Source organism: Paenibacillus taichungensis (assembly GCF_047302525.1).
Lineage (GTDB): Bacteria > Bacillota > Bacilli > Paenibacillales > Paenibacillaceae > Paenibacillus > Paenibacillus taichungensis_B.
In genome coordinates this window covers 4,810,234-4,837,050 of sequence record NZ_CP168020.1, presented here as the reverse complement: position 1 = coordinate 4,837,050, position 26,817 = coordinate 4,810,234, and the positions used below count along the sequence as shown (strand labels likewise).

23 protein-coding genes are annotated in these 26,817 nt (G+C 46.3%); 13 read left to right on the top strand and 10 right to left on the bottom strand.

Annotation, left to right across the window (positions count from 1 at the left end; translation table 11 throughout):
* Window positions 1–41: 41 nt before the first annotated feature.
* The 3 genes from ACDJ58_RS21630 to ACDJ58_RS21620 all read left to right on the top strand — a co-directional run bounded on the left by ACDJ58_RS21630 (window position 42) and on the right by ACDJ58_RS21620 (window position 2,770).
* A complete protein-coding gene (locus ACDJ58_RS21630; RefSeq protein WP_413372847.1) occupies window positions 42–848 on the top strand; it encodes an alpha/beta fold hydrolase in 807 nt (268 codons plus the stop codon).
* Between the two features lie 25 nt (window positions 849–873).
* Window positions 874–1,872, top strand: coding sequence for a diguanylate cyclase (locus ACDJ58_RS21625; protein ID WP_413372846.1), 999 nt, complete (start codon window positions 874–876; stop codon window positions 1,870–1,872).
* Window positions 1,873–1,939: 67 nt separating this feature from the next.
* On the top strand, window positions 1,940–2,770 hold the full coding sequence (locus ACDJ58_RS21620) for a methyl-accepting chemotaxis protein (RefSeq protein WP_413372845.1): 831 nt from the start codon (window positions 1,940–1,942) through the stop codon (window positions 2,768–2,770).
* A 129-nt stretch (window positions 2,771–2,899) separates the two neighbouring features.
* Here the strand turns inward: ACDJ58_RS21620 and ACDJ58_RS21615 are convergent, their stop codons facing one another.
* Window positions 2,900–3,394 (bottom strand): nuclear transport factor 2 family protein, encoded by a 495-nt coding sequence (locus ACDJ58_RS21615; RefSeq protein ID WP_413372844.1) that lies wholly within the window; start codon window positions 3,392–3,394, stop codon window positions 2,900–2,902.
* 161 nt (window positions 3,395–3,555) lie between these two features.
* On the opposite strand from ACDJ58_RS21615, the gene ACDJ58_RS21610 reads away from it, so the two are divergent.
* Window positions 3,556–4,110, top strand: coding sequence for a TetR/AcrR family transcriptional regulator C-terminal domain-containing protein (locus ACDJ58_RS21610; protein WP_413372843.1), 555 nt, complete (start codon window positions 3,556–3,558; stop codon window positions 4,108–4,110).
* A gap of 24 nt (window positions 4,111–4,134) precedes the next feature.
* Here the strand turns inward: ACDJ58_RS21610 and ACDJ58_RS21605 are convergent, their stop codons facing one another.
* Window positions 4,135–5,625, bottom strand: a complete 1,491-nt coding sequence (locus ACDJ58_RS21605; RefSeq protein ID WP_413372842.1) for a DUF5123 domain-containing protein — start codon at window positions 5,623–5,625, stop codon at window positions 4,135–4,137.
* 164 nt (window positions 5,626–5,789) lie between these two features.
* Window positions 5,790–7,031 (bottom strand): MFS transporter, encoded by a 1,242-nt coding sequence (locus tag ACDJ58_RS21600; RefSeq protein ID WP_413372841.1) that lies wholly within the window; start codon window positions 7,029–7,031, stop codon window positions 5,790–5,792.
* Between the two features lie 111 nt (window positions 7,032–7,142).
* Here ACDJ58_RS21600 and ACDJ58_RS21595 point away from each other — a divergent pair, with 111 nt between their 5' ends.
* From ACDJ58_RS21595 to ACDJ58_RS21585, 3 genes are all read left to right on the top strand, one after another.
* The gene (locus ACDJ58_RS21595; protein ID WP_413372840.1) at window positions 7,143–8,936 is read left to right on the top strand and encodes an ABC transporter substrate-binding protein; all 1,794 of its coding nucleotides are present in this window, start codon (window positions 7,143–7,145) and stop codon (window positions 8,934–8,936) included.
* Window positions 8,937–9,008: 72 nt separating this feature from the next.
* The gene (locus tag ACDJ58_RS21590; protein ID WP_413372839.1) at window positions 9,009–9,665 is read left to right on the top strand and encodes a DUF2625 family protein; all 657 of its coding nucleotides are present in this window, start codon (window positions 9,009–9,011) and stop codon (window positions 9,663–9,665) included.
* Window positions 9,666–9,697: 32 nt separating this feature from the next.
* A complete protein-coding gene (locus ACDJ58_RS21585) occupies window positions 9,698–10,162 on the top strand; it encodes an SMI1/KNR4 family protein (protein WP_413372838.1) in 465 nt (154 codons plus the stop codon).
* Window positions 10,163–10,280: 118 nt separating this feature from the next.
* On the opposite strand, the gene ACDJ58_RS21580 is transcribed toward ACDJ58_RS21585, so the two are convergent.
* The 3 genes from ACDJ58_RS21580 to ACDJ58_RS21570 form a co-directional block, all read right to left on the bottom strand.
* The gene (locus ACDJ58_RS21580) at window positions 10,281–11,624 is read right to left on the bottom strand and encodes an MFS transporter (RefSeq protein ID WP_413372837.1); all 1,344 of its coding nucleotides are present in this window, start codon (window positions 11,622–11,624) and stop codon (window positions 10,281–10,283) included.
* A 212-nt stretch (window positions 11,625–11,836) separates the two neighbouring features.
* Window positions 11,837–14,488, bottom strand: coding sequence for a cation-translocating P-type ATPase (locus ACDJ58_RS21575; protein WP_413372835.1), 2,652 nt, complete (start codon window positions 14,486–14,488; stop codon window positions 11,837–11,839).
* A gap of 220 nt (window positions 14,489–14,708) precedes the next feature.
* Window positions 14,709–15,080, bottom strand: coding sequence for a hypothetical protein (locus ACDJ58_RS21570; protein WP_413372834.1), 372 nt, complete (start codon window positions 15,078–15,080; stop codon window positions 14,709–14,711).
* Between the two features lie 508 nt (window positions 15,081–15,588).
* Here ACDJ58_RS21570 and ACDJ58_RS21565 point away from each other — a divergent pair.
* The gene (locus ACDJ58_RS21565; protein WP_413372833.1) at window positions 15,589–16,956 is read left to right on the top strand and encodes a PTS transporter subunit EIIC; all 1,368 of its coding nucleotides are present in this window, start codon (window positions 15,589–15,591) and stop codon (window positions 16,954–16,956) included.
* A 185-nt stretch (window positions 16,957–17,141) separates the two neighbouring features.
* Here the strand turns inward: ACDJ58_RS21565 and ACDJ58_RS21560 are convergent, their stop codons facing one another.
* Entirely contained in the window at window positions 17,142–17,852 is a 711-nt protein-coding gene (locus ACDJ58_RS21560; protein ID WP_413372832.1) for a MerR family transcriptional regulator, read from the bottom strand.
* 111 nt (window positions 17,853–17,963) lie between these two features.
* On the opposite strand from ACDJ58_RS21560, the gene ACDJ58_RS21555 reads away from it, so the two are divergent.
* The gene (locus ACDJ58_RS21555) at window positions 17,964–18,896 is read left to right on the top strand and encodes an alpha/beta hydrolase (protein ID WP_413372831.1); all 933 of its coding nucleotides are present in this window, start codon (window positions 17,964–17,966) and stop codon (window positions 18,894–18,896) included.
* Between the two features lie 24 nt (window positions 18,897–18,920).
* Here ACDJ58_RS21555 and ACDJ58_RS21550 read toward each other — a convergent pair whose 3' ends face one another.
* Window positions 18,921–19,691 carry an isoprenyl transferase gene (locus ACDJ58_RS21550; protein ID WP_413372830.1) on the bottom strand — a complete coding sequence of 257 codons (771 nt, stop codon included), beginning with the start codon at window positions 19,689–19,691 and terminating at the stop codon, window positions 18,921–18,923.
* Window positions 19,692–20,054: 363 nt separating this feature from the next.
* Here ACDJ58_RS21550 and ACDJ58_RS21545 point away from each other — a divergent pair, with 363 nt between their 5' ends.
* Window positions 20,055–20,825 carry an SDR family NAD(P)-dependent oxidoreductase gene (locus ACDJ58_RS21545; protein WP_413372829.1) on the top strand — a complete coding sequence of 257 codons (771 nt, stop codon included), beginning with the start codon at window positions 20,055–20,057 and terminating at the stop codon, window positions 20,823–20,825.
* Between the two features lie 39 nt (window positions 20,826–20,864).
* On the opposite strand, the gene ACDJ58_RS21540 is transcribed toward ACDJ58_RS21545, so the two are convergent.
* Window positions 20,865–21,521, bottom strand: a complete 657-nt coding sequence (locus ACDJ58_RS21540; RefSeq protein ID WP_413372828.1) for a TetR/AcrR family transcriptional regulator C-terminal domain-containing protein — start codon at window positions 21,519–21,521, stop codon at window positions 20,865–20,867.
* A 156-nt stretch (window positions 21,522–21,677) separates the two neighbouring features.
* On the opposite strand from ACDJ58_RS21540, the gene ACDJ58_RS21535 reads away from it, so the two are divergent.
* From ACDJ58_RS21535 to ACDJ58_RS21525, 3 genes are all read left to right on the top strand, one after another.
* On the top strand, window positions 21,678–22,220 hold the full coding sequence (locus tag ACDJ58_RS21535) for a CueP family metal-binding protein (RefSeq protein ID WP_413372827.1): 543 nt from the start codon (window positions 21,678–21,680) through the stop codon (window positions 22,218–22,220).
* A gap of 230 nt (window positions 22,221–22,450) precedes the next feature.
* A complete protein-coding gene (locus ACDJ58_RS21530; RefSeq protein ID WP_413372826.1) occupies window positions 22,451–23,446 on the top strand; it encodes an ABC transporter substrate-binding protein in 996 nt (331 codons plus the stop codon).
* Window positions 23,443–25,491, top strand: coding sequence for an iron ABC transporter permease (locus ACDJ58_RS21525; RefSeq protein WP_413372825.1), 2,049 nt, complete (start codon window positions 23,443–23,445; stop codon window positions 25,489–25,491). The genes ACDJ58_RS21530 and ACDJ58_RS21525 overlap by 4 nt, the downstream gene beginning before the upstream one ends.
* A gap of 131 nt (window positions 25,492–25,622) precedes the next feature.
* Here the strand turns inward: ACDJ58_RS21525 and ACDJ58_RS21520 are convergent, their stop codons facing one another.
* The gene (locus tag ACDJ58_RS21520; protein ID WP_413372824.1) at window positions 25,623–26,798 is read right to left on the bottom strand and encodes an aminotransferase class I/II-fold pyridoxal phosphate-dependent enzyme; all 1,176 of its coding nucleotides are present in this window, start codon (window positions 26,796–26,798) and stop codon (window positions 25,623–25,625) included.
* Window positions 26,799–26,817: the final 19 nt, after the last annotated feature.

Sequence of the window (26,817 nt, the reverse complement as noted above, 5' to 3'; positions counted from 1 at the left end):
AGATCAAAGCAAAAGGATACTACCTCAGAGAGGTGATTTGGATGACGATTGACGTCCCTGTGCGTAACAATGTGAAAGTGTTGGGAACAGGCAGCCAAACGATTATGTTTGCACATGGGTTTGGGTGTGATCAGGATATGTGGCGCTATATTGTTCCAAGTTTTACGGAGAACTACCGAGTTGTTTTATTTGATTATGTAGGCTCAGGTGAATCCATAATTAACTATTATGATGCAGACAAATACAGCAATCTTCAAGGATATGCCCAGGATGTGCTGGAGATTATGGAAGCGCTCGACTTAAGAGATGTCATATTTGTTGGACACTCAGTTAGCAGCATGATTGGCATGCTTGCTTCCATTCACGAACCTAAATACTTCAAGCAAATCGTCATGCTGGGGCCTTCCCCGCGTTATGTAAATGATCTTCCGGGTTATTATGGCGGTTTCGATCGACGTGACATTGATGAGTTGCTGGAGATGATGCAGATGAACTTTATTGGTTGGGCGAGTTATCTTGCTCCAATTGTTATGCAGAATCCGGAACGGAAAGATCTGGCGGAAGAGTTGGAAAAAAGCTTCTGTTCAAGAGATCCGCATATTGCGAGACAATTTGCGGAGGTGACGTTTTTATCCGACTGTCGTGTCGATCTGGATCAGGCCTCGGTACCTACATTAATTCTGCAGTGCTCCGATGATAGCATTGCTCCTGTTGAAGTAGGGAATTACCTACATGCTCATCTGAAAAACAGCAGGCTTCAGCAGATGACGGCCAAGGGGCATTACCCGCATCTCAGTCAACCGGAAGAAACGATTCGATTAATCAAGGATTATGTAACGATTGCATAAAACTCGGAAGAAAGGCAGTTAATCCATGGATATACAATTAGATATGGCACCCTGTGGATACTTCTCCATTTCTGACTCGGGCATCATAAGAACGGTTAATCAAACCCTGCTGACCATGCTGGGATATGAACGCAATGAGCTGATGGGACGGCATATCGAGTCCACCATGTCGGTGACCAACAAGCTTTTTTTTCATACGTATTTCTATCCCTACATCCAGTTATATGGACATGTGAACGAGATGTACTTTACGTTTCGCACCAGTGATCAGCAGGATGTTCCAGTTTTGCTTAACGGGATTCGCCAAACTCGTGATGGGGAAAGCGTAGTGGATTGTGTGGTTGTGGTGATGCGTAAGCGAATTGAACATGAGAAGGATATAATGAACACCAAAACGAAGCTTCAGGAACTGTATCAAGCCACAAATGAGGCGAACCAGGAGCTTGAACGACTGCACGAAGAATACAAGGTGAAGCAGCAGGCGTTAATCAAAGTGAATGATCAGTTGGAGACGATGGCTTCGACGGATCTGCTCACCGGACTCAGGAACCGCAGATTTTTTCAGGATAAAATGATGGAAAGCCTGGCACTCTTCCGGGAAACTCAGTGTCTTTTCTCCCTTCTGGTCGTTGATATTGATCATTTCAAGAGTATCAACGATACGTATGGACATCCAATTGGAGATCTGGTGCTGGGCAATCTGGCAGGCCTGCTGCAATCGGTGTCACGGAGCACGGACGTGGTGGCGCGTTATGGCGGAGAGGAATTTGTTATTATTCTTGCGGATTGTGATCGAGAGCAAGCTGTGGTTACAGCGGAGAGATATCGTTCACAGGTAGATTCCGCCGATTGGGGCGAGTATAACATTACAGTGAGTATTGGCGCAGCTACGGTTTCGCAGGAAGATACAGATCAGTCTTTGTTTCAAAAAGCGGACAAGGCGCTCTATGCCTCCAAAACGGGTGGGCGAAATCGGGTGACCCATGCGGCCGAAGCAGCGATTAATGGTATTGAACCTTCATAATTGATTGATAACTGTCGATATAATATTTAGGACTATTATCTATATTAGAGGAAGTGAGAACATCATTATGAATCAGGTTGAAGCTGTTTTGGCTGCTATGCCATTTATTCGCGAAGCTGCACGTCAAGATGTTTCCATATCGGTCATGGATCGGGAGAAGTTCCTGTTTTTCGAATCCGGCAATGCTTTGAAATATGAATTCAAGGCAGGGGATTCACTTCCTGATATTCACAGGGATTTTAAGATGTTACAGAATGAGTCGAAAACAAGGGAGCACTACCCAGCCGAACTATTTGGTATCGCTGCGGATTCCTATTTTCATCCGATTAAGAACGAACAGAACGAGATAGAAGCAGTCATATGTATTACATATAGTATGGATACCCAGGATCAATTGAAGAAACTGATGAATCAGGCAGACGAAGTTACAGGCAGACTTATTGAGGGAATCCAGCATGTAGCTGCTCATTCCGAGGAATTAAGTGCGACATCCGAAGAGATTTTGAGCAATACAAAACGGGCCGTTGAAGACTCTGGCAACGTTAATGAGGTTGTTCTTTACATTAAAGAGATCTCAGAGCAGACCAATCTGCTCGGCTTGAATGCGGCAATTGAAGCAGCACGAGTCGGCGAGGCTGGGGCAGGGTTCGGGGTTGTTGCCACGGAAATCCGTAAAATGTCCACAGGGACCAAAGAAGCCACGGGACGGATTGAGCAGTCTCTTGACGCTGTAAAAAAATCCGTGCTGAGCATGGAGCAGGAGATTGCCCAGATTTCAGTTTCTTCACAAGAGCAGGCCAAACTGGTCACAGAGTTTATGAATGTGATCGATCAATTGAATGAAACCAATCATGGCTTGCGGAAACTGGTCGAAAAAATAACCGACGACGCTGAATAATGATTTGCATCGTTATGCCTTTGGACCAAAACCTAAAGCCCGAAAAACGCTCAACCACAATCGTGGCTGAGCGTTTTTCGGTTTGATTAGAGTTTCAACGATATGAATCGATATCAACCTAAATCTCTTTTAGGAGTACTGTTTATTTAACAAAGCGGTATCGTAGTATTCTTCAAACGATTTGATCTTGTTATGTTCGAATTTGAAGATTTGCACGTAAATACCGTTATACTTGATTTTTTTATCCTTACCCCATGGGCCGTTGGCAGTGATATCAATGTTGCTGCGTGTTTTGGTGATGATCGTATTCGGATTTTCACCGACCATGAACTCATCGATAGTCCATTCAAACGTACCTTTCATATCGTTGAAGATCGGGTTAAAGAAGCTTTTTACTGCATCCCATCCTTCCTGCACAGAGTCGTGCAGAACAGCTACATCTTCTGTGGTGAATGGCGTGATAACTGCCGGATTGTCTTCAACCCACAGTGAGTAAAATCGGTCTGTATCTCCCAGATATAGCGAGAAAAATTCTATAATGACATCCATGTTTTTACGGGCGTCTTCATTGGCGGTGGTCATTGAGGCATTAACGGTTACATTTTTGATTGTTTTGGAATCCATATATCCCCACTCCCCTTTCACATCAAAGTATAAATTAAAGAATCTTAAATAATAATAGACTGTTTTGATAGAGTGTAAAAAAACTGGACAAATGCGTCGATATGTAAAGAATACAGCCATGTTTTTCATGGCATCGTTAGAACCTCAGGAGGAAGATACATATGCTTAGAAGAATCACTCCCAAAGAACTTCTGGCTGAATCCCTGATTGATTTGGCCAAACGGAATCCGATTCAATCCATCACCGTTACGAACATAACGGATCATTGTCAGGTAAGCAGACAGATGTTCTATTATCATTTTTCGAGTAAGTACGACCTGATTGCCTGGATCTATAGTGACAAAGCCGATAAAATCATTAATCAATATATTGAGAAGGAGCCCTGGGGACGAGTAGCCGGAAGAATCGTAGCGTTTATCCAAGAGGATTATCTCTATTTCAAAAAAGTATTTGACGACGATACACATGTGTCATTCTATAATATTATTTTTCAATATACGGTAGAGTGTCACACCAAGCATATTCAGAAAAAAATGGGTCTCGCCTCGTTGCCTCGGGATATTGTTTTTGCGATCCAGTTCAACGCTTACGGAGGAGTCAATGTCACCAAAGACTGGCTTGAAAATGGCATGAGGGAAACACCCGCCGAACTGGGCGAATTAATTTTTTCCGCCATGCCTCAGCCGATTAGAACGTATTTTGACAACGAATCGTAGAATTAATTCACCGGCATTATCCGGTTACTCATGGCTCATATATCCATATCCCTGGGCAGGTGAATTGGCTTGGAGAGTGAAGTCTTCGTTGGCGTCATCTATAAATTCGGGGTTTACATACAATGAATGTGCGTCATTTCCTGATCCCTCCATGTAGGAGGTGAAGCCGGAATACTCCGTGTTTTTCCATACCCACAGCGCCTCTTCTTGTGGTGCAGAGGAGTAGTACACATTGTGATCAAACACATTCCCCGAATTACTGGTGTATTCATTGTAAATGAGCACGTCAGAGCTGCCCGATACGAGAATGTTTCGTTTGAACGTATTGTTCTTCGTCCGGGCTTGCAAGAATAACTGCCCATTGCCTGCATCCAGCAGGTCGTTATCCACTAACGTATTGTACATAATCGTACTGTCCTCAGTAGAACCGCGTTCCTCATCATAGCCGCCCATGGCGATGCCTGTAAGCCTGTTATGAAAAATCAGATTATCCTGTAACGTAATGTTGCTGGTTGAACGCCCGGCATGCTCCGAAGCAATCTCAATTCCGATATCGTTACGGTATACCCGATTGTGGTCGATGATATGATTTTTGCCTCCATCTACATAGATTCCACCGGCAGAATTGCTGTCATTGGGGAGGTTTGTTCCATAAGACGGATTAAGATTGGAAGAAACATTATAGACCTCGTTTCCCCGTACAATCCCGTTTCGCGCCTGATCGTAAGTGTCGTCCTCCGAAGTTCCTTCATACCCAATCAGATCAATACCGATGTTGTCGGTATCATGGATCGTATTGTCCAGTATGGCAAACGTATCCACATTCCCGTTGACTGCGAGTGACTCACTTGAACCGAGCACGAGATCATACAATTCATTATCCTTGATGATAATATCCCGCAATGCTTGGGGATGCTCCGTACCATAAATCGCGATTCCATGGGCATCCCTGCCCTGTAAATCCGGTCCTGAAGGTTTAGCATCATTGGCAATGGAATGAACGGTGTTGCCCAGGAGTTGAATGTGTTCTCCTGCCCCGTGAACGTATATGCCAGTAGGCACTTGTCCTCGAAGTGAGGTTGTAAAGTTGCGAATTTCGAGATTTTGAATCGTAATATAGCTGGCATTTTCGACTTCAATCAAACCCTCTATGCCGCGTACCGATAGACCTTCACCCTCAATGATGGCCTTCTCCTGTGGATAGCTGGAAAACAGGGTTGGATTGCCGGAGGAATTACCGCTTCGAGTGATTTTGACCTTTTGGTGATAGACACCTTCCCTCAAATAAACGGTGCTTCCCGCGGTAGCATGGTCGGCAGCGTGCTGCAACGTTTTCCAGGGAGATTGAATGGTTCCTTTGTTCAAATCGTTTCCTTGTGGTGATATGTAATACATCTTCTGGGTATCCGGTATCTGCACAGCATCGGGAGAAGGGACGGATGAAGCCTCATCCTTCTGACAACCGGTTGCGAACAGAATTAGGGCCAGGAGTGCAATTGTAGTTATACGATACAAGATGATTCCTCCTTAATAAATAGCTATGAAGTTCGATTATAGCAGATTTGAATGGTGAAATAGGGCGTAAGATGCTCATAGAATTTCAGAATGGGGAGAGGTGCTCAGAAACAGCGAAACAGGTGGCGAGTGTGATCTCGCCACCTGTTTGTAGATGCTGCTAGTTATTTTTGTTTTCGGTCCCAGAGTACACTGTAGCGGCAGCAGATAAAAATGATGACATTCGCTGCTGCGGCTATGCCGAACACCAACGCAGGATTGGATAGCTCGGAGATCCAGCCGCTCCCCCATATAGCCAAGGGCATGCCGAGCTTGAACAGAGATCCGGTAATCCCGCTGATCCGACCAATCATGTGATGTGGTGTGGACTCCTGGCGGAATGTCCAGATGCAGATCGTGCTGATAGTTTGGAAAATACCAGATAGAAATAGACCCACTGCAAGTCCGTAGGTGGAGTGGAACAAATAAAGAATCAGAAAGGCGAAGCCTTGAAGCAGTGTGGTCACCACAATTAGCATGCCAGCCGAATATTTGCTGCGCAGGGAGCTTACTACCAGACTGCCGATTAAACCACCTACTCCGGCAGCAGATAATACAAGTCCAAGCTCCAGATTACGCAGTTGTAATGTGTCTTTGGCATAAAAGATGACGGTTGCATCCACCATACCATAGGTGGCATTGAGAAAAATGACCGTAATGCTGATTACCAGTAACATATGGTTGCGACGTAGCTCGATCCAGCCTTCTTTAAAGTCAACCCAGAAGCCCTGAGGAGATGTTCCTCTGGGCACAGGTGCGGAGTGCAGTGGTAATAGAATGATACAGGATACCGCAAGCAGAATGGCCGTAATTAACAGACCCGTATACAGGTTGGATAACATCAACAGCATTCCGGACAGGGCGGCACCCATAATGGTGATTAACGTTGTGGTGAAACCCAGAGCCGCATTGGCTGACGTTAGCAGTGGTGTGGGCACCGATTGTTTGATCATGCCTGCTGATGCATTGCGAAAAGCATAACTCAGTGTCATCAGAATAAAACCGCATCCGTAGAGTACATAAATGGAAGGTTGACCATATTGAAAAGACAGAAACAGCACGAGCAGAAGGATAATCTGTAACACGATGGAGCCAATAGACCACCATTTCTTATGCACCCGGTCCATCAGTACACCAATGAACATGGCGAGAAACAGGTTCGGCAGAAATTCAATGCCACGCATGGTGGACATCGCTACAGGAGACTTGGTGAGTTCATATAAGATGAGGGGTAGAGCCAATTCATAGATTTGATTGCCCAGAGCAATGATGCCGCTGGCAGCAAACAGAATGATAAAGCTTGGATTTCTCCATACGGATGGGGCGGACGTGGTGACAGGTGTGGAGTGTACGTTGATTTCAGACATGGATAACAATCTCCTCTTTACGTGTGGTAATGAGGTCCATTATACTTTTGGAAAAGAGGAAGAAAAAGCGAAGCATTCAATAATTCGACTTCGCCTTTTAGGAGAGTGAAGATGGACGCTGAAGAGCATTATCTGATCTTGCGCACCCACTTTGAGGCCGTGCCTGAGCAGGAAATGATTGAAGTTACGATGGATCAGGTCACTGAACTGCTGAATTGTTCGAGGCGCAATGCACAGCTTGTACTGAACAAATTGACGGAATCCGGTTATTTGACATGGATACCCGGTCGTGGACGAGGCAATGTATCCCGAATGTCTTTTCACGTATCGGTGTCGGATCTACTTGCAGCCAAAGCGAAGCAGCTTGTGGAGAATGAGCAGTTGAATGAAGCATGGCGTCTAATTGATTCTTCCGGTACGCAGCGAATGAAGGATGATTTCGCCGATTGGCTGGAACGGCAGTTGGGCATCTTGCGCACAGATGGAGAGGAACGGGAGGTGCTGCGTTTCCCCTTTTATCGGCCAGTTCCTCATCTGGACCCGGCGTGGGTTCAGCGGCGTACTGAATCGCATTGGGTAAGGCAGATCTTTGATACACTCCTCATATTTGATCCGGAGGAAAAACGTATTCTTCCTGGACTAGCCCATCATTGGGAATGGGACGAATCATCATCCCGCTGGCGATTTTACTTACGTAAGGGAGTACGGTTCCACCATGGTCAGGAAATGACTGCACAGGATGTGAGATTTACATTTGCACGTATGTCAGGAAGGACATCCTCGGAATGGATGTTTTCTTTAATCACAGATGTACAGACTCCCGGGAGATATTGCATTGATTTTTATTTTGCCCAGCCTAATGCGGTATTTCCTGCTTTTCTCTGTACAGATCGCTGTTCGATCGTGCCTGAAGATTTGGGAGGTCCCGACAAAGCTGCATGTTTCTCAGCACTGCCAATTGGCACGGGCCCTTTCCGCATGATCAATAATAATGAATCCCTGCTTGTTCTGGAAGCGAATGATCATTATTTTGAAGGGCGTCCTCATCTGGATCGGATTGAGATGTGGGTGTGGCCGGACTATGAAGGACAGCCTGGATCACACAGGACAGGCAGGGATATGCAGCTGTTATATTCAGGTGCGAGCAAGGGGTCAACAAGTGAACCTTCTCTCAGTCAGTTGGAGAATGGCAGCACCTATATGACCTTTAACCTGAACAAAGCAGGGATTCAGCAGAATGTTCTATTTCGTCGGGCCATGGATCTGGGATTGGATCGAGAACGAATGATTAAGGAACTGGGTGGTCTCAGGCAGTGTGCATCGGAAGGATTTGTGCTCAGTGAAGTGCAGCAGGATTACACACCGGGTTCTGATCTGGATGAAGCAAAAAAACAGATTCAGGCATCCGAATATGAAGGACAGTCTCTGAACCTGTACACATACGAATGGTTGGAAAATGAAAAAACGGCAGCATGGATTAGCAACCAATGCAAGGAGATGGGGATTCAACTGAATGTGGTGAAGCTCCCAATTGAGCATCTGGCTGATCCCCAAGTGCTGGCACAGGCGGATCTGGTCATGGCTGGAGAAGTGCTTGGCGAGCAGGCAGACCTTACCCTGCTGGAGCTGTATCAATCCCGTTTCAGTTTCCTGCGTAATCACCTCAGCCGGGAATTGACTGTATATGTGGATGCCAAGTTAACGGTATGCATGGGAGAACCAAGCTCGGATGAGCGAATGAAGCTGCTTTTGGACATTCAGGAAAAGCTCAAAAGTTCATCAAATGTCATCTTTCTGTATCACAGTCTTCAGAGAGCCCAGCATCACCCCATGCTTGAAGGCATTGCCTTAAATGCATGGGGAAAAATCGATTACAAACATATCTGGGTGAAGCTAGAAACATAGAAGGAAGAGTCTGAACGTATGGAGCAACTACGTCCTTTTTGGATTTAAAGTAGATCGAAGGGAGCAATGATCATGCATCAATTATCCGCAAACGAATTAGTGGATCGGGAACATCACGCTTGGGAGGAACTCAAGGAACTGTTGGACCATGGACAAAATAAATACACCTATGTTCCTGCACAGCGGGAGGTTGGAGAGGATGCGCTCTATCATCTTCAGATCAGCACCAAATCCTATTTGGGAGCCGTTGCCTATGAGACAGAGGGAATCGTGTTGGATGATGGCTGGATTACGTTGCTTGGATCGGGTGGTGACCGCATCTTTGGGAGTCTGACCGGTTGGAATGGGGTGGGAGACAAACCGTGTGTGCCAGCACTGGAAGGCATGATGGTCGTCGCCTACGATGCCGCGGGTGGATTTTTCGGAATGGATATGGGCAAGTATGGCCGTACAGGACATGTATACTATTTTGCCCCTGACACGCTGGAATGGGAATCGACAGAACTGGCATACTCTGGCTTCATCAACTGGTTGGCTAATGGTGATCTGGAGCAGTACTATCAGACCTTTCGCTGGAAAGGCTGGCAGAATGACAGGGGACAGCTTCAGACAGGACAAGTATTTGCGTATTATCCACCGCTGTGGACGGAGGAGGGCAGCGGCGAGAGCAGCAGCAAAGCTCCTGTAGCGGTGGAGGAAGCTTGGAAGGCAGCATTGGCTGGGAAATGATGTGCTATGACAGGACTGTATGGAGGGAGTGTATGAATAACTTGAATATCGATAACATTCAGAAGCATTACGGCATTGTGTTTCCACACGGATATCTGGAGTTTCAACGGGAGGCCGACGGTCAAGCATTTGATATGATTGAAAATGGAGAGGTCATCGATTGGGAGATTCGTTTCTCTGCTCTCAATGATCAGTTCATTGCGAATAACATCAATCTGGTAGACGATGTGAATCCTGATCCACGCCGGATTATTCCGTTTGCTTGGAGTGTCAGCAGCGGCAACAACTATTTATTGGATTACCGAAAGAATTCAGTATCTCCTGCCGTACTGGTTATAGACCATGAAGAGGCGATGGTACGCGAAGATGCCGAGAGTGAATCAGAGATGCCGGAGGAAGCACAGCGACTGCTGGAGGAAAATGTACGAGAGATCGCTGCCAATTTTAATGCATTCATAGCCTGTTTGAAAGCCAGACCGAGTGATCAAGGAGAGTGATCCACCTTTTGAACATCCTGGTGAATAAAAAAAAGGCTCGCGCCATGCGCGGGCCTTTTACTCAAACGAATACATAAGTGCTTTTTTGAACGACGTAGCTCACATTCTAACTTGTAACCTATCCAGTCTCAGTCATCGTAACCGTAGGAGCTGATCGTGCAGCTTTGTTATGCCAGACCACGATTACAAGCGAGGCCAGACAGACCAAGAGCAGACATCCATATACATAATGATAGGCTTCCTCTACCGGAACACCCGGAATGCCGTGCAACATCAGCCCGCAGACAGCTACGGATACCGAACCGCCAAAAAACTGGATCAACTGCAGCAAGCCCATACCGGAACCGATTTGCGCTTTGGGCAGCACCCGAGACGCTTCGTTATTCAGCGAAGCTATCGAGGCGGAGAGTGCCGGAGAGAAGAAGAGATATCCTCCGGTGATGATCAGGGCAGACTGATTCAGACCCAGCATGAACAGAGCAAGTACTGCGGCTAGCAAAATGTGCCCAATCATCAGAAAACGTATATTGCCATAACGATCGATCCAGCGACCTACGAAACGGGTACAGAATGCCGAGACGATGGCTCCAGGAGCAATCAGCAGACCAATAGCCAGTGACGAGCGTCCAAACAGATCAGCGAGCACTAGCGGCATCAGGAACAAATTGCCCAGATTTACGACCAGAACACAGAAGCCGATGATCAGTAGCCGGGTAAACCCGGGTGTTCGGAATACATGTGGATTCACAAAAGGAAGGCTCGCCCTGCGAATATACACGATGTGCACAACAAGTGAAATGACACCGATGGCCAGCCATAACCAAGACTGCTGAGTGATGGCAACCAGAAGGGTAGTTGCATTAATCACGGTTAATGCAGCACCGATCATGTCAAAAGGATTTTCCGGCTTGGCCGTTTCACGCGGGAGAAAATAGAGCAGTACGGGCAGTGCAAACAGGACAAGCACGGTAATGGCGAAAAGTCCATTCCAGCCCCAGAACTCACTAATGAGTCCACCCACAATGGGGCCAAGCCCAAACGCCATGGCACTGCCTGATGAGATCAGTGCGATGGCAGCTCCGCGACGCTCCAGCGGGATGTAACGGCTTGCGATGACAAGCCCAAGCCCGGCCATGACCCCTGCACCCGCAGATTGCAAAATGCGTGTCAGCAATAGGATCGCAAAGCTGTGCGCAAATAATCCGAGTAATGAAGATAAGCCCAAAATAAGCAATCCAACCGTCAGCAGTTTGCGTACCGGAATACGGTCAGACAATCGACTGTAAATCACCGTCGACAAGGCATAACCAATGGAGTAGCTTGAAATGACCCAGGACCCCAGGTCCGATGTAATCTGAAGATCATGAATAATAACGGGTAAAGAGACGTTAAACATGGTGGTATTCATCACAACGATGAATAGGCAGCAAGTCCAGAGAGGCATTACAATTTTATCTTTCACGTGACCATTCCTGTCTATAAATTCAATGGGATTCATCATTCATATACCTGTTTCGCGTTAATCACAACAGGCACCCAAAATCAATAAACTATTTTACGCTCAATCTATATATATGGCAATAATGTCATACGAATTCATTAGGTGGTTAAACAAAAACGGCGTCCTGACCCAGGACGTCGTTTTTGCACATGAGCATTTTCATTTATTCATTTTTAGGACGCAGTAGCTGGTGTGCCACGATTGCGAATCCACTTGATGACATCCATCAGAATGACCGCAGCGAGAGCGAGTCCCCCTGCGATGAGGAACTCATTCCAGCCAAATGCTGCTGGGATGGCGAAGATGCTGCGAACCCCTGGAATCAGCGTGATTCCATACAGGCAGAGACAAACCAGGATGGAGCCAAGAACATATTTGTTGGTGGTGAAGCCGACCTGGAAAATCGTCTGTGTGTTGGAGCGCGCTGCAAAAGTTTGCAGACTCCGTGCCAGAATCAGGGTCGTGAAGGCCATTGCCACACTAATTTCCTCCGAGATCCCAAGTCCAATATATTGGGACACGATAACAGCCACCCCGATCAGAACACCACGTGTAATGACAGCCTGCAACGTTCCGCCGGCAAAGATGCCTTCGTTGATATCCCGCGGTTTCCGCCGCATGACGTCCGGTTCAGCTTTTTCAGTACCCAGTGCAATGGCAGGCAGGGAGTCATTCACCAGATTGATGAAGAGCAGCTGGAGGGCCGTGAATGGGTTCACCCAGCCGACTACAAGTGCAAACAAAATGGCGATAATTGCCCCCAGGTTTCCTGCAAACAGGTACGCAATGGCTTTTTTGATATTATCAAATACCATACGCCCGACACTGACAGCATTCACGATGGAGACAAAGTTATCATCTGTCAAAATCATGGCTGCCGCATCTTTGGCGACGTCCGTTCCGCTACCCATCGCAACGCCGATGTCGGCCTGTTTCAATGCGGGTGCGTCGTTGACACCGTCTCCGGTCATGGCTGCAACTTTACCTTTGCGCTGCCACGCGCGGACAATACGGATTTTATTTTCAGGAGATACCCTTGCATACACCGAAATATGTTCGAGCTGCTGATCGAGTTCTTCATCCGACAGTTTGTCCAGCTCTGCCCCAGTGAGGGCCAGGTCGTCCGGGCCTGCAAGTCCGATATCAATACCGATCGCTTGGGCTGTTGTTTTGTGATCTCCGGTGATCATGATGGTGCGAATGCCCGCCTTCTTGGACTCTTCGATGGAACCATATACCGCTTCACGCGGTGGATCGATCATGGCCGTCAGACCAACAAGCGTTAGATCGTGTTCGTCCTCTACCGTGACCTGATTTTTGTCATCAAACTTTTTGTAGGCGTAAGCCAGCACACGGAAGGCACGTTTGGAGAACGCTTCGTTTTTTTCTTCAAACTGCGTGCGAATCTCAGGCGTCAGTGGCTGAACTTCTCCGTTCATAAATACATGACTACAGCGACTGAACAGCACATCCGGGCCACCTTTGGTCAGCAGAGCCGTCTGTCCTTCAAATGTGTGCACTGTACTCATCAGTTTCCGATCCGAGTCAAAAGGAAGCTCGGCTTCACGCGGAAACTGGTCACGAATTTCATTGTAATCCTTGTTCACACGGTTACTGAAGGCAATGAGTGCCACCTCGGTGGGATCACCGAGTTCCTTGCCTTCCTGGTTAATATTTGAATCATTGCAGAGTACTGCAATATGTAACAAGCGCCGTTCCTCTGCAGACCACTGTTTGGGATCATCGGGGAATTTGTCTTTCGTGCCATGGGGAATATAATAGTCCACCACAGTCATCTTGTTTTGAGTAAGCGTTCCTGTTTTATCGGTACAGATAATGCTGGCAGAACCCAAGGCTTCCACGGCAGGAAGACGTCTAATGATGGCGTGCTGCTTGGCCATTTTATTCGTTCCCAGAGACAATACAATCGTCACAATGGAGGAGAGGGCTTCAGGGATGGCGGCGACAGCGACGGCAACTGCGAACATTAGGGCATTCACAATGGATGGGCCGATATTATCCGTTCCTTCGGTTAACCAGACACGTCCAGCTTCGATGGCAAAAATAAGAATCGACAAGCCCAAGATAAAGAAGCCTAGCTTCTTACTAAACGATTCCAATTTGCGTTGTAACGGGGTTTCCTTCGCTTCTGCATTTTCAATTAATTCGGCAATCTTGCCGATTTCCGTTTTCAGTGCAGTGCCTGTAATGACCAGTGTGCCGCGTCCATAGACGACCAGTGAACCACTAAAGGCCATATTGCGACGATCCCCAATCGGAGCTTCTTCTGGTATGGCTTTGGCATGTTTCTCGGCCGCTTCGGATTCTCCTGTCAGCATGCCTTCGTTGATTTTCAGACTGCCTGATTCCAAAATGCGACCGTCTGCCGGGACATAATCCCCTGCATCCAGTAAAACAATATCGCCGGGAACAAGTTCTCGCGCGGGAATCGTTTTTTTCTGCCCGTCACGAATGACTTTGGCTTCGGGGGCAGACATTTGCCTCAGTGCATCCAGGGAACTTTCGGCCTTTTTGGTCTGCACGACGCTGATTACCGCATTTAACAGAATGACGAGAAAAATGATTAGCGATTCGATCAGGTGTTCAAGAACGATCTGAACAGCGGCTGCGATCAGCAGCACGATGACCATGGGATCTTTAAAATTTTCAATAAACAGCTTCCAGATGGGTGTTGCAGCTTTTCCTTTTAACTCGTTATAGCCTTCCGTCTCCAGTCTCTTCGCAGCCTCAGAGGTTGTGAGCCCGTCGGTGGAACTCTGAACGTCCTGAAGCGTCTCCTCTGCGCTGTGTCTGTAATATTGCAAATGACCAGCTCCTTGGATCATAGATTTCAATGTGCTTCACTTGTATTACCCTTACGGGCAAAATATAGAATCGTTCCATTTCATTATTTTTTATGTACACAGTATTTTTCATAAGGAGTCCAGATATGCCTATTTATAATTTTTTTTATTTTCAGTGATGCACATACAAGACATGCATCACTGAAATGTTCAATGAAATAACGTCGGTGAATCTAACAAATTAGATTAATCTGTAGCCGGGAGGAAGCTCGCCGGTTCTTCTAATTTCGCGAATCTGTGCTAGTGTTAACCGCTGATTGGAAGCAATGAGGGATTCCACATCACCTCTGCGCAAGAAGTCATCCAGTTCACGAATGATTCGATTGCCCCGCAATACAACGAAATTGTCACGAAAACGTGAACGATCAAATAACACGAGTGTGGCGTTTGGATTTGTTGAGAAAAATTTCAAACTTTCGATCCCTGTCAGAACGGCGTCAATATCGGCAATTCCGAGGTTGCCACGATACACTCTTCGGAGACCTCTGAAATTCTCTTCACTGTACACGGTTAATCGAGGGTAAGTTTGGGAGATAGAAACTTGTTTAACCATCTATGATTCCTCCTTAGATTTTTCACAAACTGTCTATGACAGAATGCGCTATTCGACAGGATATGCTGAGGATCAAGTGATGGCTTGGATGATAGTCTTGGAAGATAAATTACAAGGTTAATATAGTTGTGAAGCTCATAAACAGATCATCTAAAAGGTACTTGGCCGGCCCTGAAGAAATATTCATTTGAAAGGCAACATAGACATAACGCCATGCTGGCATTGTCCTAAGTTGCGGTGAGTGATGACGCGTACGGCTATCTGAAACATTAGATGTTAGTGGTGAGTACGGGGGAAATGATTCTTAAATAAGTTGAACGGGAGCCTACACAGTAAGTAGGCTCTTTGCTTTTTTGCTTGAATTAGGTCATTATACCTTGCACAAAAATCATGAAATAAAAGGGGAATTAGTTTTTTTATCCTATTGAAGTTTTTTCATGGAAATGTGTATATAGATAGGAGCACATCTTAAAACTCGGGATTACCGCAGCATAAGGAGAAGGTACATATGAGTGACAGTAGCATCGAACAACTCTTGAATCTCGCAGGAGGACAGGAAAATATTCGTCTTGTGCAGCATGACGTGAATACCACTACGCTGATATTGCGTAACCGTACAGGCGTAAATATGTCAGTGCCTTATTTTGACGCAGATATTCGTATAACAGGTGATCAATGCTACATAACAATTGAGGACGAATTTTCCCAACTATACCATACGCTACTGGCCATGGGAGTAGGGAAAACAGAAGGGGACGCACTCCCAGAAACAAGGCGTACCAGTAAAAAATCATTGTTATATTTTATTTCCGATGTGTTCAGGCCTCTGATGCCCGCCATCCTGGGAGCGGCAGTGCTCAAGATTGTGCTAGCCATCATTACGTTGTTTAACGTTTACAGTTCTACAGACTCCTCCTCGTTGATGGACAGTCAGACATTCCTGATATTTAAATCCATTGGAGATAGTGTGTATTATCTGTTGCCAATCCTGGTAGCCATCAGTACAGCCTATCGGTTAAAAAGCAATGTTTATGTTGCCACAGCGATTGGCGGACTAATGTTCTACCCGCAAATGACCGCTTTACTGTCAGGTGAAGAGGATGTTCACTTTATGGGAGTACCCATTGTGTCACAAGCGATCTTTTTTTCAGCTTCCATTTGGGTGATTTTGACGATAAATGCGGCGTCCTATCTGGAAAAAGTCGTTGAGCAAATAAGCCCAAGAGCCTTCAAAGGAATTCTTGCTCCATTGTTGACGTTTCTGATTCTCGTTCCACTGGTTCTAATGATACTTGGTCCAATTGGTACTTGGATTGATCAGCAGTTACCAGATGTGGTGGATTCACTACTGAATGATGCCCCGATTGTAGCAATTATGCTGCTGGGAGCGGTTTATTCCCTAATGATGATCGCTGGATTACATTACTGGCTTTTACCTTTGATAATCAATGAATTGATGGTGAATGGTTTCTCCCTCATTATCCCTGTCATGTTGGTTGCCTTCGTTGCACAAGCAGGAGCTTCACTCGCTACTGGGCTAAGAAGCAAACAGCGGGAATTCAGGAAGCTGGCTTTCTGGGCAACAGGAACTGCTTTATTAGGTACTCCAGAGCCTGCGATGTATGCGGTCAATATGAGAAAGAGGGCCTCTTTTTATTCAGCATTGCTGGGCGGTGCTGCAGGAGGACTGTATTTCGGGCTGTTGTCCGTCAAAGCAGTTTCATTGGGTGGGTACGGAAGTCTGCTGGAAATTCCGCTATTTATGGAAGAAGAGAGCCTGAATCTGTTACATGCCTGCGTTGGTTTGATTATTTCCTTCTGTGTGTCAGGTGTCCTCACCTATTGGATGATAGGAAAGGAGCGGAAACACGCATAAACTATGAAAAGCCCGTACCTGATGGTGCGGGTTTTCGTGTATTGTAGAGTAATAACAAGACTTCAATGTAATATATTTTTGATGTAGTAACACTTAAAATTATGGATTCTTCAACCACAGAAAGGATAACAAAATGCCCAACAACATAGAGTGGATAGCTCAATGGAAGTCAACTAACCAATAAGTTACCCCTGTGCCTGATGTAATTCAATATATGTCATAAGTTCCTTCACGCCTGCAAATTGTAGGGACAGTTGACTGTTAAGCTTTTGCAGGGCCAGCTGGAAGGCTTTATTAATCTGTGTATAATCCTGCGTGCCGACGGTGTTCAGAAGCTCTTTCATATGTTCAATGTAGTAGACAGATTTTCTTAAACTGCTAATGACCAATATCTTTCTTAATTCAGCTCGGGTATACATTCGATAACCGTTGTTAGGGTCTCTTTCCGAGCAAATTAAGCCTTCGGTTTCCCAATGCCTGATAGCAGAAGTGTTGACCCCAGCTGCTTCGGCGGCTTTTCCAATCGTCATCGCCTCTGTCGTTCCAACCTTTCGATCGTTAGCAAAATCCACCTGTTGTACCATCTTCCATATGTCTTCCACTCGTTGCTTTTCCAGTTGGCTGTTGTACAGCTGCTGGTTCATAAGCCAGAGGGCATCAATCGTATCGCCCTGTTTTACTTTTCTCATAACCTCATATACAACGGGAATCTCGTACCCTTTCAATAATAAACGAATAGCAACGAACGCCTGAAGATGAACAGGGGTATAGTACCTGTGATTGCTGGCGGTCCGTGGAACGTTAGGAATCAGGTTCTCCTTTTCATAGCGTCGCAGTGTAGTTGTACTTACATCCAGCCTTGTGGCAATCTGCCCAGGTGTATATGCTCGGTTCATGCTACCTCTCCTCGTACTTCAAGTAAAACCTTCAAGTGCTACACTAACATACAACCCGCCAAAGTCCATATTTTATCCACATTTTATAATGAAAACCGAAAGATTGCATCCATGTTATACACTGAGGATATCAACAGTAAAGGACTGGTTCAATTGCAGAAAATGATTACATTGTTGAATGGCTCGCAGCTTGAAGTGGGTCTGACGGTAGCGCAAGATCGTAACGTCATTATGCTGCCCATAGCCAAAAAGTCCGTAACCGGACAAGAAGCCGAAACCCTAAAGTTATGGGGTGTTGATCCTGAATTGGGTGCAAAGTTTATCGACGGACTTTCCGATGAATTTCAGATCCTGCATTTTGATTATGAAGGCCACTATATGGCACATCCCCATCCGGAACATTTTACGCCCGAATATATCGCTCAGGATTTGTTACGAATTGCAGATCAGATGAATGTGAATCGATTTAGTTACTATGGATACTCCTGGTTGGCCCTCGTCGGGTTGCAGCTCGCCCTTCGGACCGACCGCATGGAAAGTCTCATTATGGGAGGATTCCCGCCATACGAGGGGCCATATGAGGAAATGCGAATAGTGACCACAATGACATATGAGGGAGCATTGAGGCAGCATGAAGAATCGGGAGATATACACTCAGCAGAAGCTCTAATGAAAGCAGAAGAATTGAGCCCGGATCAATTAGATTGGGACAACGTGGAGTTAAAGATCGACCCGGCTCAAACGAAACAATTTGCGACCTTGTATCAAGGTTTAATTGATTTCGATGACCAACGTATTCAAACTCAGTTGAATATCCCCAGATTGGCTTTTGCAGGAGAGAAAGATACGATTGTATATGGTGAGAAATTTGGCAGTGTGACGGTGGATATCGCTGGACAACTGCAAAACAATAAACCAATTCTTGAAAACCTCGGCTGGACCGTCGAAATAATCAAGGGAGCGGATATGGATCACACCAAAGCCATGCAGCCCAGTACCGTTCTCCCTATTATCCATTCCTGGTTAAAAGCTCATTTAAGCTGAGGATCGGCAGAAACAAAGTTGGTATTACTGTGTTACATCGTCTAAAGCTCTTTGTTTGCGCTGCTGATAATCCAGAATGGATTCATATAACAATTGTTCGTTGAAATCCGGCCACATCACATCCGTAAACCAGAGCTCGGAATAAGCGGCTTGCCATAATAGAAAATTGCTTAACCGTTTCTCCCCACTGGTTCGGATTAGCAGATCGGGGGCAGGATTTAGTCCGGTATACAAAAACTTTTCGAATTCCGCCTCGGAGATTTCCGAGGTTTCTTTGTTTTCTTGATTGTTTTCTTCAATGTATGTTTTGATGGCTTGCACAATATCGTTTTTACCTCCATAATTCATCGCAAAATAAACAGCCATCCCGCTGTTCGTTTGGGTTAGTTCCACCACTTTGCGCATCGCTTCCTGTGTTTCTTCTGGGAATTTTGAGATATCACCAATAAAATTAACTTTGATATTATTCTGATTCAGTTCCTGAACGGTTGTATCCTGTACAAATTCGACCACCAGACTAATGATGTAGTCGACCTCTTCCTTAGGTCTTTTCCAGTTTTCCGTAGAGAAGGCGTAAAGAGTGAGCGAAGCAATCCCGTTTTTGTGGCACATGCTTATCGTTTCCCGCATCGTCTGCATTCCTGCATAGTGCCCGGCACTTCGAGGTAACCCTCTTCTCGTCGCCCATCTTCCATTTCCATCCATCATAATTGCGATATGTTTCGGGACCAATCCGTTCCAGTCGATGGAATGTATAGTATTAGGTTTTTCTTTATGTACACGGTGCCATTTCAATGAAAATCCCTCCTGATCCTCAAGCTAGAATAAGTTAGACACTTATAATGGATTCAAATGTTCAAAATGATTTCCATAATTTATGGTTATTATATAGAATTGCACAGGGACAAGCCATGATAGGTTTACCATGTCACCAAGATGCAGAAGGAGCACCTCGATGTTAAAACAACAAATAACCCTTCATCTGTGGGATAACTTACAGGGAATGAACAAAGCCGTACTCGACTATCGGTTATCCTACAAAAGCCTGCTCGTTTGCTGATTGAAAGAGCTTTCATTTCATCCGTATACTAAAGGTGTCAACAAGGTCGGATGTGTCTTAATGGAGCATCCATCTTCATTTGGAAAGGATGATTGGACATGGGCAGATTAACTGGAAAAGTTGCAATTATAACCGGAGCGGCAAGCGGTATGGGATTGGCTGGGGCTCAATTGTTTGCCAGAGAAGGAGCGAAGGTAGTTGCTACCGATGTAGCGATTGACGCTTTGCAGGAACAAGTGAAACAGATCGTAGCTGACGGCGGCGAAGCGATTGCATTAAAGCTGGATGTATCCAGTCCGGAATCATGGAATGCAGTTGTGGAAGAAACCATCGCAAACTATGGCAAAATTGATATTCTGGTCAACAATGCCGGCATTCACATCGCCAAAGGCATTCTGGAAGCAGAATTGGAAGATTGGGACAAGGTCATGTCCATTAACGGTACAGGTGTATGGCTGGGAATGAAGGCGGTTATCCCCTATATGCAGCAAAATGGACAAGGCTCCATCGTAAATACGTCCTCCATCGCTGCCATCATTGGCGGAATTGCCGATGCTCAGGGCGCAGCATACAGTGCTTCCAAGGGATCTGTGCGTTCACTGACCAAACATGGTGCACAGTGGTTCGCCAAAGATAACATTCGAGTGAACTCTGTACATCCAGGGGCTGTGTTTACCGGCATGGTGGAAAAAGCGGGCATCAAGTCCCAAGTGGAGATGGGAGAGCATTACAAAAATCTCGCCCCACTGCCTCCGCATGCCGGAGATTCCATGGATATCGCCTATGCCTACTTGTTCTTAGCTTCGGATGAATCCAAATTCATCACGGGTGTGGAGCTGCCAGTGGATGGTGGCTGGATCAGCAACTAACAGCAAAGTGATCGAAGCATTCAAAGAGGTACTGGTTTCTCAGTTGTCATGAGAGACGGTGCCTCTTTCCATTTCATTCAATGATGGATTCAGATTCGAACGGTAAACTTCATGGGAGCGATTCATGCGTGTAAATTCCAGCAGCTGCTCCGCCATATAGGAGGCGCTGTATTTAAAGTTGCTTTGCACCCATCCTGTAATTAAACCAAGAACAGCATTGGCCTGATAACAGGCAAGGAGCTCCTTGTTCACTCGGGGGTCTGGCGACATATCGGTTACATCCTCCAGATACAGATTTTTGAGTGTCTCATAGAGTGTATCCCGAAAACCCGAGAGCATGTTTGTGTTAACCAGCAAGGCATAAAAGGTGGCATGGCCAAGAACATGGTCGAAAATTTTGATAGCAGAAGCGCTCAGGTCCATGATTCCGAAATCCCGGTAGTGCTGGTAAGGAGCACGGTAGGCGAAGATCAGATCTGCCATCACGTCTTTCAAAATTTCATTGAGCAAGTCTTCTCTGTATACATAATGTTTGTAAAAGGTACTGCGGTTCACATCGGCCAATTTCACGATATCGGTGATGGTAATACTCTCGAACGGCTTGCGCGACATCCATTCTAACAGTGAGGCTTTCAGGGCCTGTTTGGATCTGTGGACTCTGCGGTCCATGTCGGGTATAGATAGGGATTTATGCATTATACACATCCTCCTTTGCTGATCAATGATACATCTAACATGATGCGAATGAAGCATACAAATATGTGAATAAATGGTGAATTACATGGGCTTTCAGTCCATGATGGTTCGTTCTCCTTTATAATAAACCAAAACGGACGAGGAGATGAACTCCAGATGAAAAAACAAATGTGGATCATTGCTGGCTTAGTGGTTGTAATTGTGTTGGGGGCCTTCCTTATTGTAAACAATGTGGGGACAGAAGAAGCAGATAACGCCGAAGCACCCAATATCAAGAAATTGGTAGAAGATATCAGTACAGGCAAGGAGACACCGGAATCGGCATCCATTAATGCCACCCAGTTAATCGTAACGGATAAAGGTAACCAAACGACAACCTACGACTTGCCTGAAAAGGAGTTTTTCCTTTCCATTGCACCCTATGTGGAACAGACACATCCCTGTGCAATTCATAGCCTGACCGGATGTCAGGGCGAAATGAAAAATAAGAAGTTCATTGTGACCATCCATGACTCCGAAGGGAATACGCTCATGAAAGATACTGAGATGAAGGCCGGCTCCAACGGTTTTATGGATTTTTGGTTAGCCCGAGACAAGTCATACCTCATTCGTGTGGTGCATGATGGAAAGGTTGCAGAGACACAGCTATCTACATATGAAGAAGATAATACGTGCATCACAACGATGCAGTTGAGTTAAATCATCGTACGGTGCATTCTATCATCATTTCAAAACACTCCATGTGATCCGGGCCCGCCTTGAATGCGGGTTCTTTCATTTTTTTCTGTTCATGCGATGACAGGGAAGATTTTGCAAATGAAAATAATAACTCTTTTGAATTGACAAAATCGCAATCCTACGGGATAATCCATTAGTGATAATGATAATTGTTATCATATAAATACATATAAATAGGGGAGAAGTAGGATATGAAAAAAAGCTTAAACGGATTTTTACTGCTGACGGTTTTGGCGCTTGCTCTGACAGGTTGCGGTAAGGCCAGCAGCACAACAGATACAAATGAAAATGCCTCTTCCGGCAGCACGCCGACTGAAGAGACAGCAGGTCCTGTTACAGTTAAGCATAGTGGTGGAGAGCTCAAACTGGATAAACCAGCTAAGAGAGTTGTTACGCTAGAATGGACATATACAGAAGATGTAGTTGCACTGGGTGTTCAGCCGGTAGGTAGTGCAGACAACGCCAACTATAAAGTTTATGTGACTCCCGAAGCAGCTCTGGATGATACGGTAACAGATGTTGGAACACGTGACGAACCTAATCTGGAGGCGATTGCAGCTTTGAAGCCGGATCTTATTATCGCCAATTCAAATTCGAATATCTATGATCAGCTCAATGCCATTGCACCAACGCTTGAATATGATCTGTATACGGGTGACGGGTACAATTATGACAAAATGACGGAAACGTTCAACAATATCGCGGTTGCTCTTGGGAAAGAAGACCAAGCGAAGAAGGTACTCGATGAACTCGATCAGCATTATGCAGAAGCCAAAGAAAAACTCGCTGCTGCGGACAAATCGGAATTCCATTATGTACTGACACAAGCATTTACGTATCAAAATGCAGCAAGTCTTCGCATGTTTACCGATAACGCTGTCGTAATTGGCACGTTGGCGAAGGTTGGGCTGATTAACGACTGGCAGCCGGACAAGCTTGAAGGATATGGCTTCTCAACGGTGGGTATTGAATCCCTGCCTGCTGTTCAGGACAGTAACTTCATCTACATCACGCAACCGGATGATGACGTTTTTGGCACAGCGATGAAGGACAATTCGGTATGGAAAGGCCTGAATTTTGTCAAAGATAAACGCACCTATCAACTGGATAGCACAACATGGACGTTCGGTGGACCTATCTCGTCCAAAGCTCTGGTTGACGGGGTTGTGGGAGCGATTACCCAATGAGTTCGGTCCAACATTCCCGACCAGTGTTTAACTGGCGCACAATAAGCATTTATGGGGGCGGTCTAACCGCTCTCATCGTGCTTTTTTTTGTAAGCTTGTGTTATGGAGAAGCTTCAATTCCACTCCATACGGTTGTGGATTCACTTATAGGCAGGCAGGACACACTGGAACATAATATGATCTGGGATCTGCGCATGCCGCGAACGGTAATCGGTATACTCGCCGGAGGGGCGCTTGCTGTTGCCGGTTCGTTGTTACAAACCATTACACGCAATCCGCTGGCGGCGTCGGACACACTCGGCATCAATGCGGGGGCCTATTTTGTCGTGGTGTTGGGAACGATTTTTTTCCCAGGCTTGATGCAGCAATCGCCTTTCCTTTTCGCCGTACTCGGTGGATTACTGGCAGCTGCCGCAGCGTACTTCATGGGCGGGGGGAGAACGTCAAGTCCGGTGCGACTTGCACTGTCCGGCATGATTGTATCGATGGTACTTGGTTCTTTTACAAGCGCGCTGCACATTTTCTTCTCTCAGGAGACTCAGGCATTATTTCTATGGGGATCAGGAACGCTTGTTCAGAATGACTGGAGCGGTGTAATTTACGTATGGCCTTGGGTCATTGGAATTACGATTGTTGCTCTGGTTTTGTCCCGGCAGTGGGATATGTTGGAACTGGATGAATCAACTGCTTCCTCACTCGGGCAAAAAGTAGGCATGGCCCGTGCCACTGGGTTGATTATTGCTGTGTTGCTGGCTGCGGTAATTGTCAGTGTAATTGGGCCAATTGGATTTGTGGGTTTGGTGGCACCTCATCTGGTTCGATTGAGTGGAATTCGTTCCAACCGATTGCTATTGCCTGGAGTTTTCTTGTGGGGTGCAGCACTGCTGGTCGGTGCAGACGTACTTGCCAAGATGGTTCATAATTCCAGTTTGGAGTTGCCGACGGGGGCCGTGATGGCGATCATTGGTGCACCATGGCTGATCTGGCTTGTACTTACACGCATGAAGGCAGCGAATGGGTCAGGCATGTCTACCTCAATGAGCACAGGAGCACGTTCGCGTCGCTGGGCATTCGGCCCTATCGCTATTATTTTTACTGTACTAACGTTAGCATTGGTCCTGCTCAGCACGATGTTTGGCGGAATGCGTATTCCAATGGCTGATATTCTGCCAAGCCTGTTTCAATCGGATGGGATATACTCGGCCATTATTCAGCTTCGCATTCCGCGTACCCTTGTCGCCGCAGGTGCAGGTGCTGCGCTGGCGATCAGCGGTGTACTTATTCAGATGGCCGTTCGCAACCCGCTGGCTGACGCGTCCATCGTGGGCGTGTCGTCAGGCGCAGGATTGGGTGCCATGATGGTCATCATCCTATGGCCTGGTCTTCCGGTGTTCTTGCTGCCTATAGCGGCGATTGTCGGCGCAGGGATCGCTGCAACAATCGTATTCTCCTTGTCCTGGAAGAAGGGTCTCAATCCTTCTGCAGTTGTATTGCTGGGTATCGCCATGTCTGCAATTGCAGGCGCAGGCATTCAGGTTCTCATCGTTCGCGGCGCTGTATACGGCAGTAGCGGCTTTATCTGGCTGACAGGGAGTACCTATGCACGCACGTGGGATCAAGTGAAGATCATTGGGGTATTCCTGTTGATTTTGATCCCGCTTGCGTGGTGGCTGGCGCGAAGATTCGAACTGTTGGTATTCGACGATAATAGTGCGTCAGGCCTTGGCTTGAGCGTTCGTCGGACGCGTCTGCTGGCTATGACCGTTGGAGTTCTGCTTGCTGCAGGTGCAGTGGCTTGTGTGGGAACGGTTGGTTTTATCGGGCTAATCGCTCCACATATGGTCCGTCTGTTGACGGGAAACAAATTAAGACGGTCGATGTTTCTGTCGGCTTTGGTCGGTGCAGTGATGCTGGTGCTAGCGGATACGATCGGAAGGACCGTTATGGCACCAACCGAGATTCCATCTGGGTTGTTGATTGCGATCATTGGAACGCCGTATTTCCTCTATTTAATGTATCGCTCCAACTGGCGCAAATCGGCCTAAACATTCGATCCTAAATAAAAAAATCCCCTCTGGTTTTCAGTGTTGAGTTCATGTAGACATGTTCTCTTTTCTCACTGCTTACCTAGAGGGGATATTTTCTTATAAAGTGCTTTTTTCGTTCGTGTTATAAATTAGTTGTTTTTTCTTAAAATCCCACTGTCATCTACCGATATGATCGCTTGCTGCAACGTCTCTTTATCCTGAACCAAAGCGAGTCTCACATATCCTTGACCCGAAGGGCCGAAGGCACTCCCGGGCGTTACGATTACACCCGCTCGTGTAATCAGATCCATGGCAAACTGTTCTGAGGTATTATAATGGTCTGGTATCCGACTCCAGATGAACATGGTGGCTTCGGGTTTGGCGATATGCCAACCGAGGTTGGTGAATCCTTCGCACAGAACGTCTCTGCGCTCCTCGTAGATATCTCTGACCCGCTCAACTTCGCTCTGATCCCCTGTGATTGCAGCAATGGCTGCCTTCTGAATCGGAAGAAACATGCCGTAATCCATGTTGGATTTCAACTTCTTAAGTACGGATACGATATCCGGGTTCCCCACACAAAATCCGATCCTCGCCCCGGCCAATCCATAGGTTTTGGATAACGAGTTGAATTCAATGCCAACATCCATCGCGCCGGGATAGGCAAGGAAACTTCCGCACGTTTTCCCATCGAACACCAGCTCGCTGTATGCATTGTCATGAAGAACGATAATGTCATATTTCTTGGCAAACTCAATCAGATCGAGATAGAACTGATCGGGTGCCATCGCTGTAGTGGGATTGTTGGGATAGGATACAAGCATGAATTTCGCTTTGCGCGCAACAGCTTCAGGAATGTCCTGAAGTTGAATAACATACCCGTGTTCTTCTTTTTGGGGCATATAATACAGCTCGGCTCCTGCAAGTAGAGGTCCATCAGCAAAGACCGGATAACAAGGATCGGGTACAAGGACCAGATCTCCTTCATCAACGATCGCCAAAGAAATGTGGGCAAGACCTTCCTGTGATCCAAGCAAGGAGCAAATTTGGGTTTTCGGGTTCAGTTCAACATGGTAACGGCGCTTGTACCATTCACTGACTGCTTGCAGCAATTCGCTCTGATCATTTACAGCATATGTATAGTTTGAAGCATCTGCTGCTGCCTCGCATAAAGCCGTCATGATATGCTGGGCCGGGGGAATATTGGGTGTGCCTACACTTAGATCAATGACAGGTTCTCCGTTCTCCAGCCGCTGCCTCTTGATTTCCAGCAAACGGGTGAATATCCCTTCACTGAAGTGTTCCATACGTTTAGCAAACTTCATGATGATTATCCTCCATCCT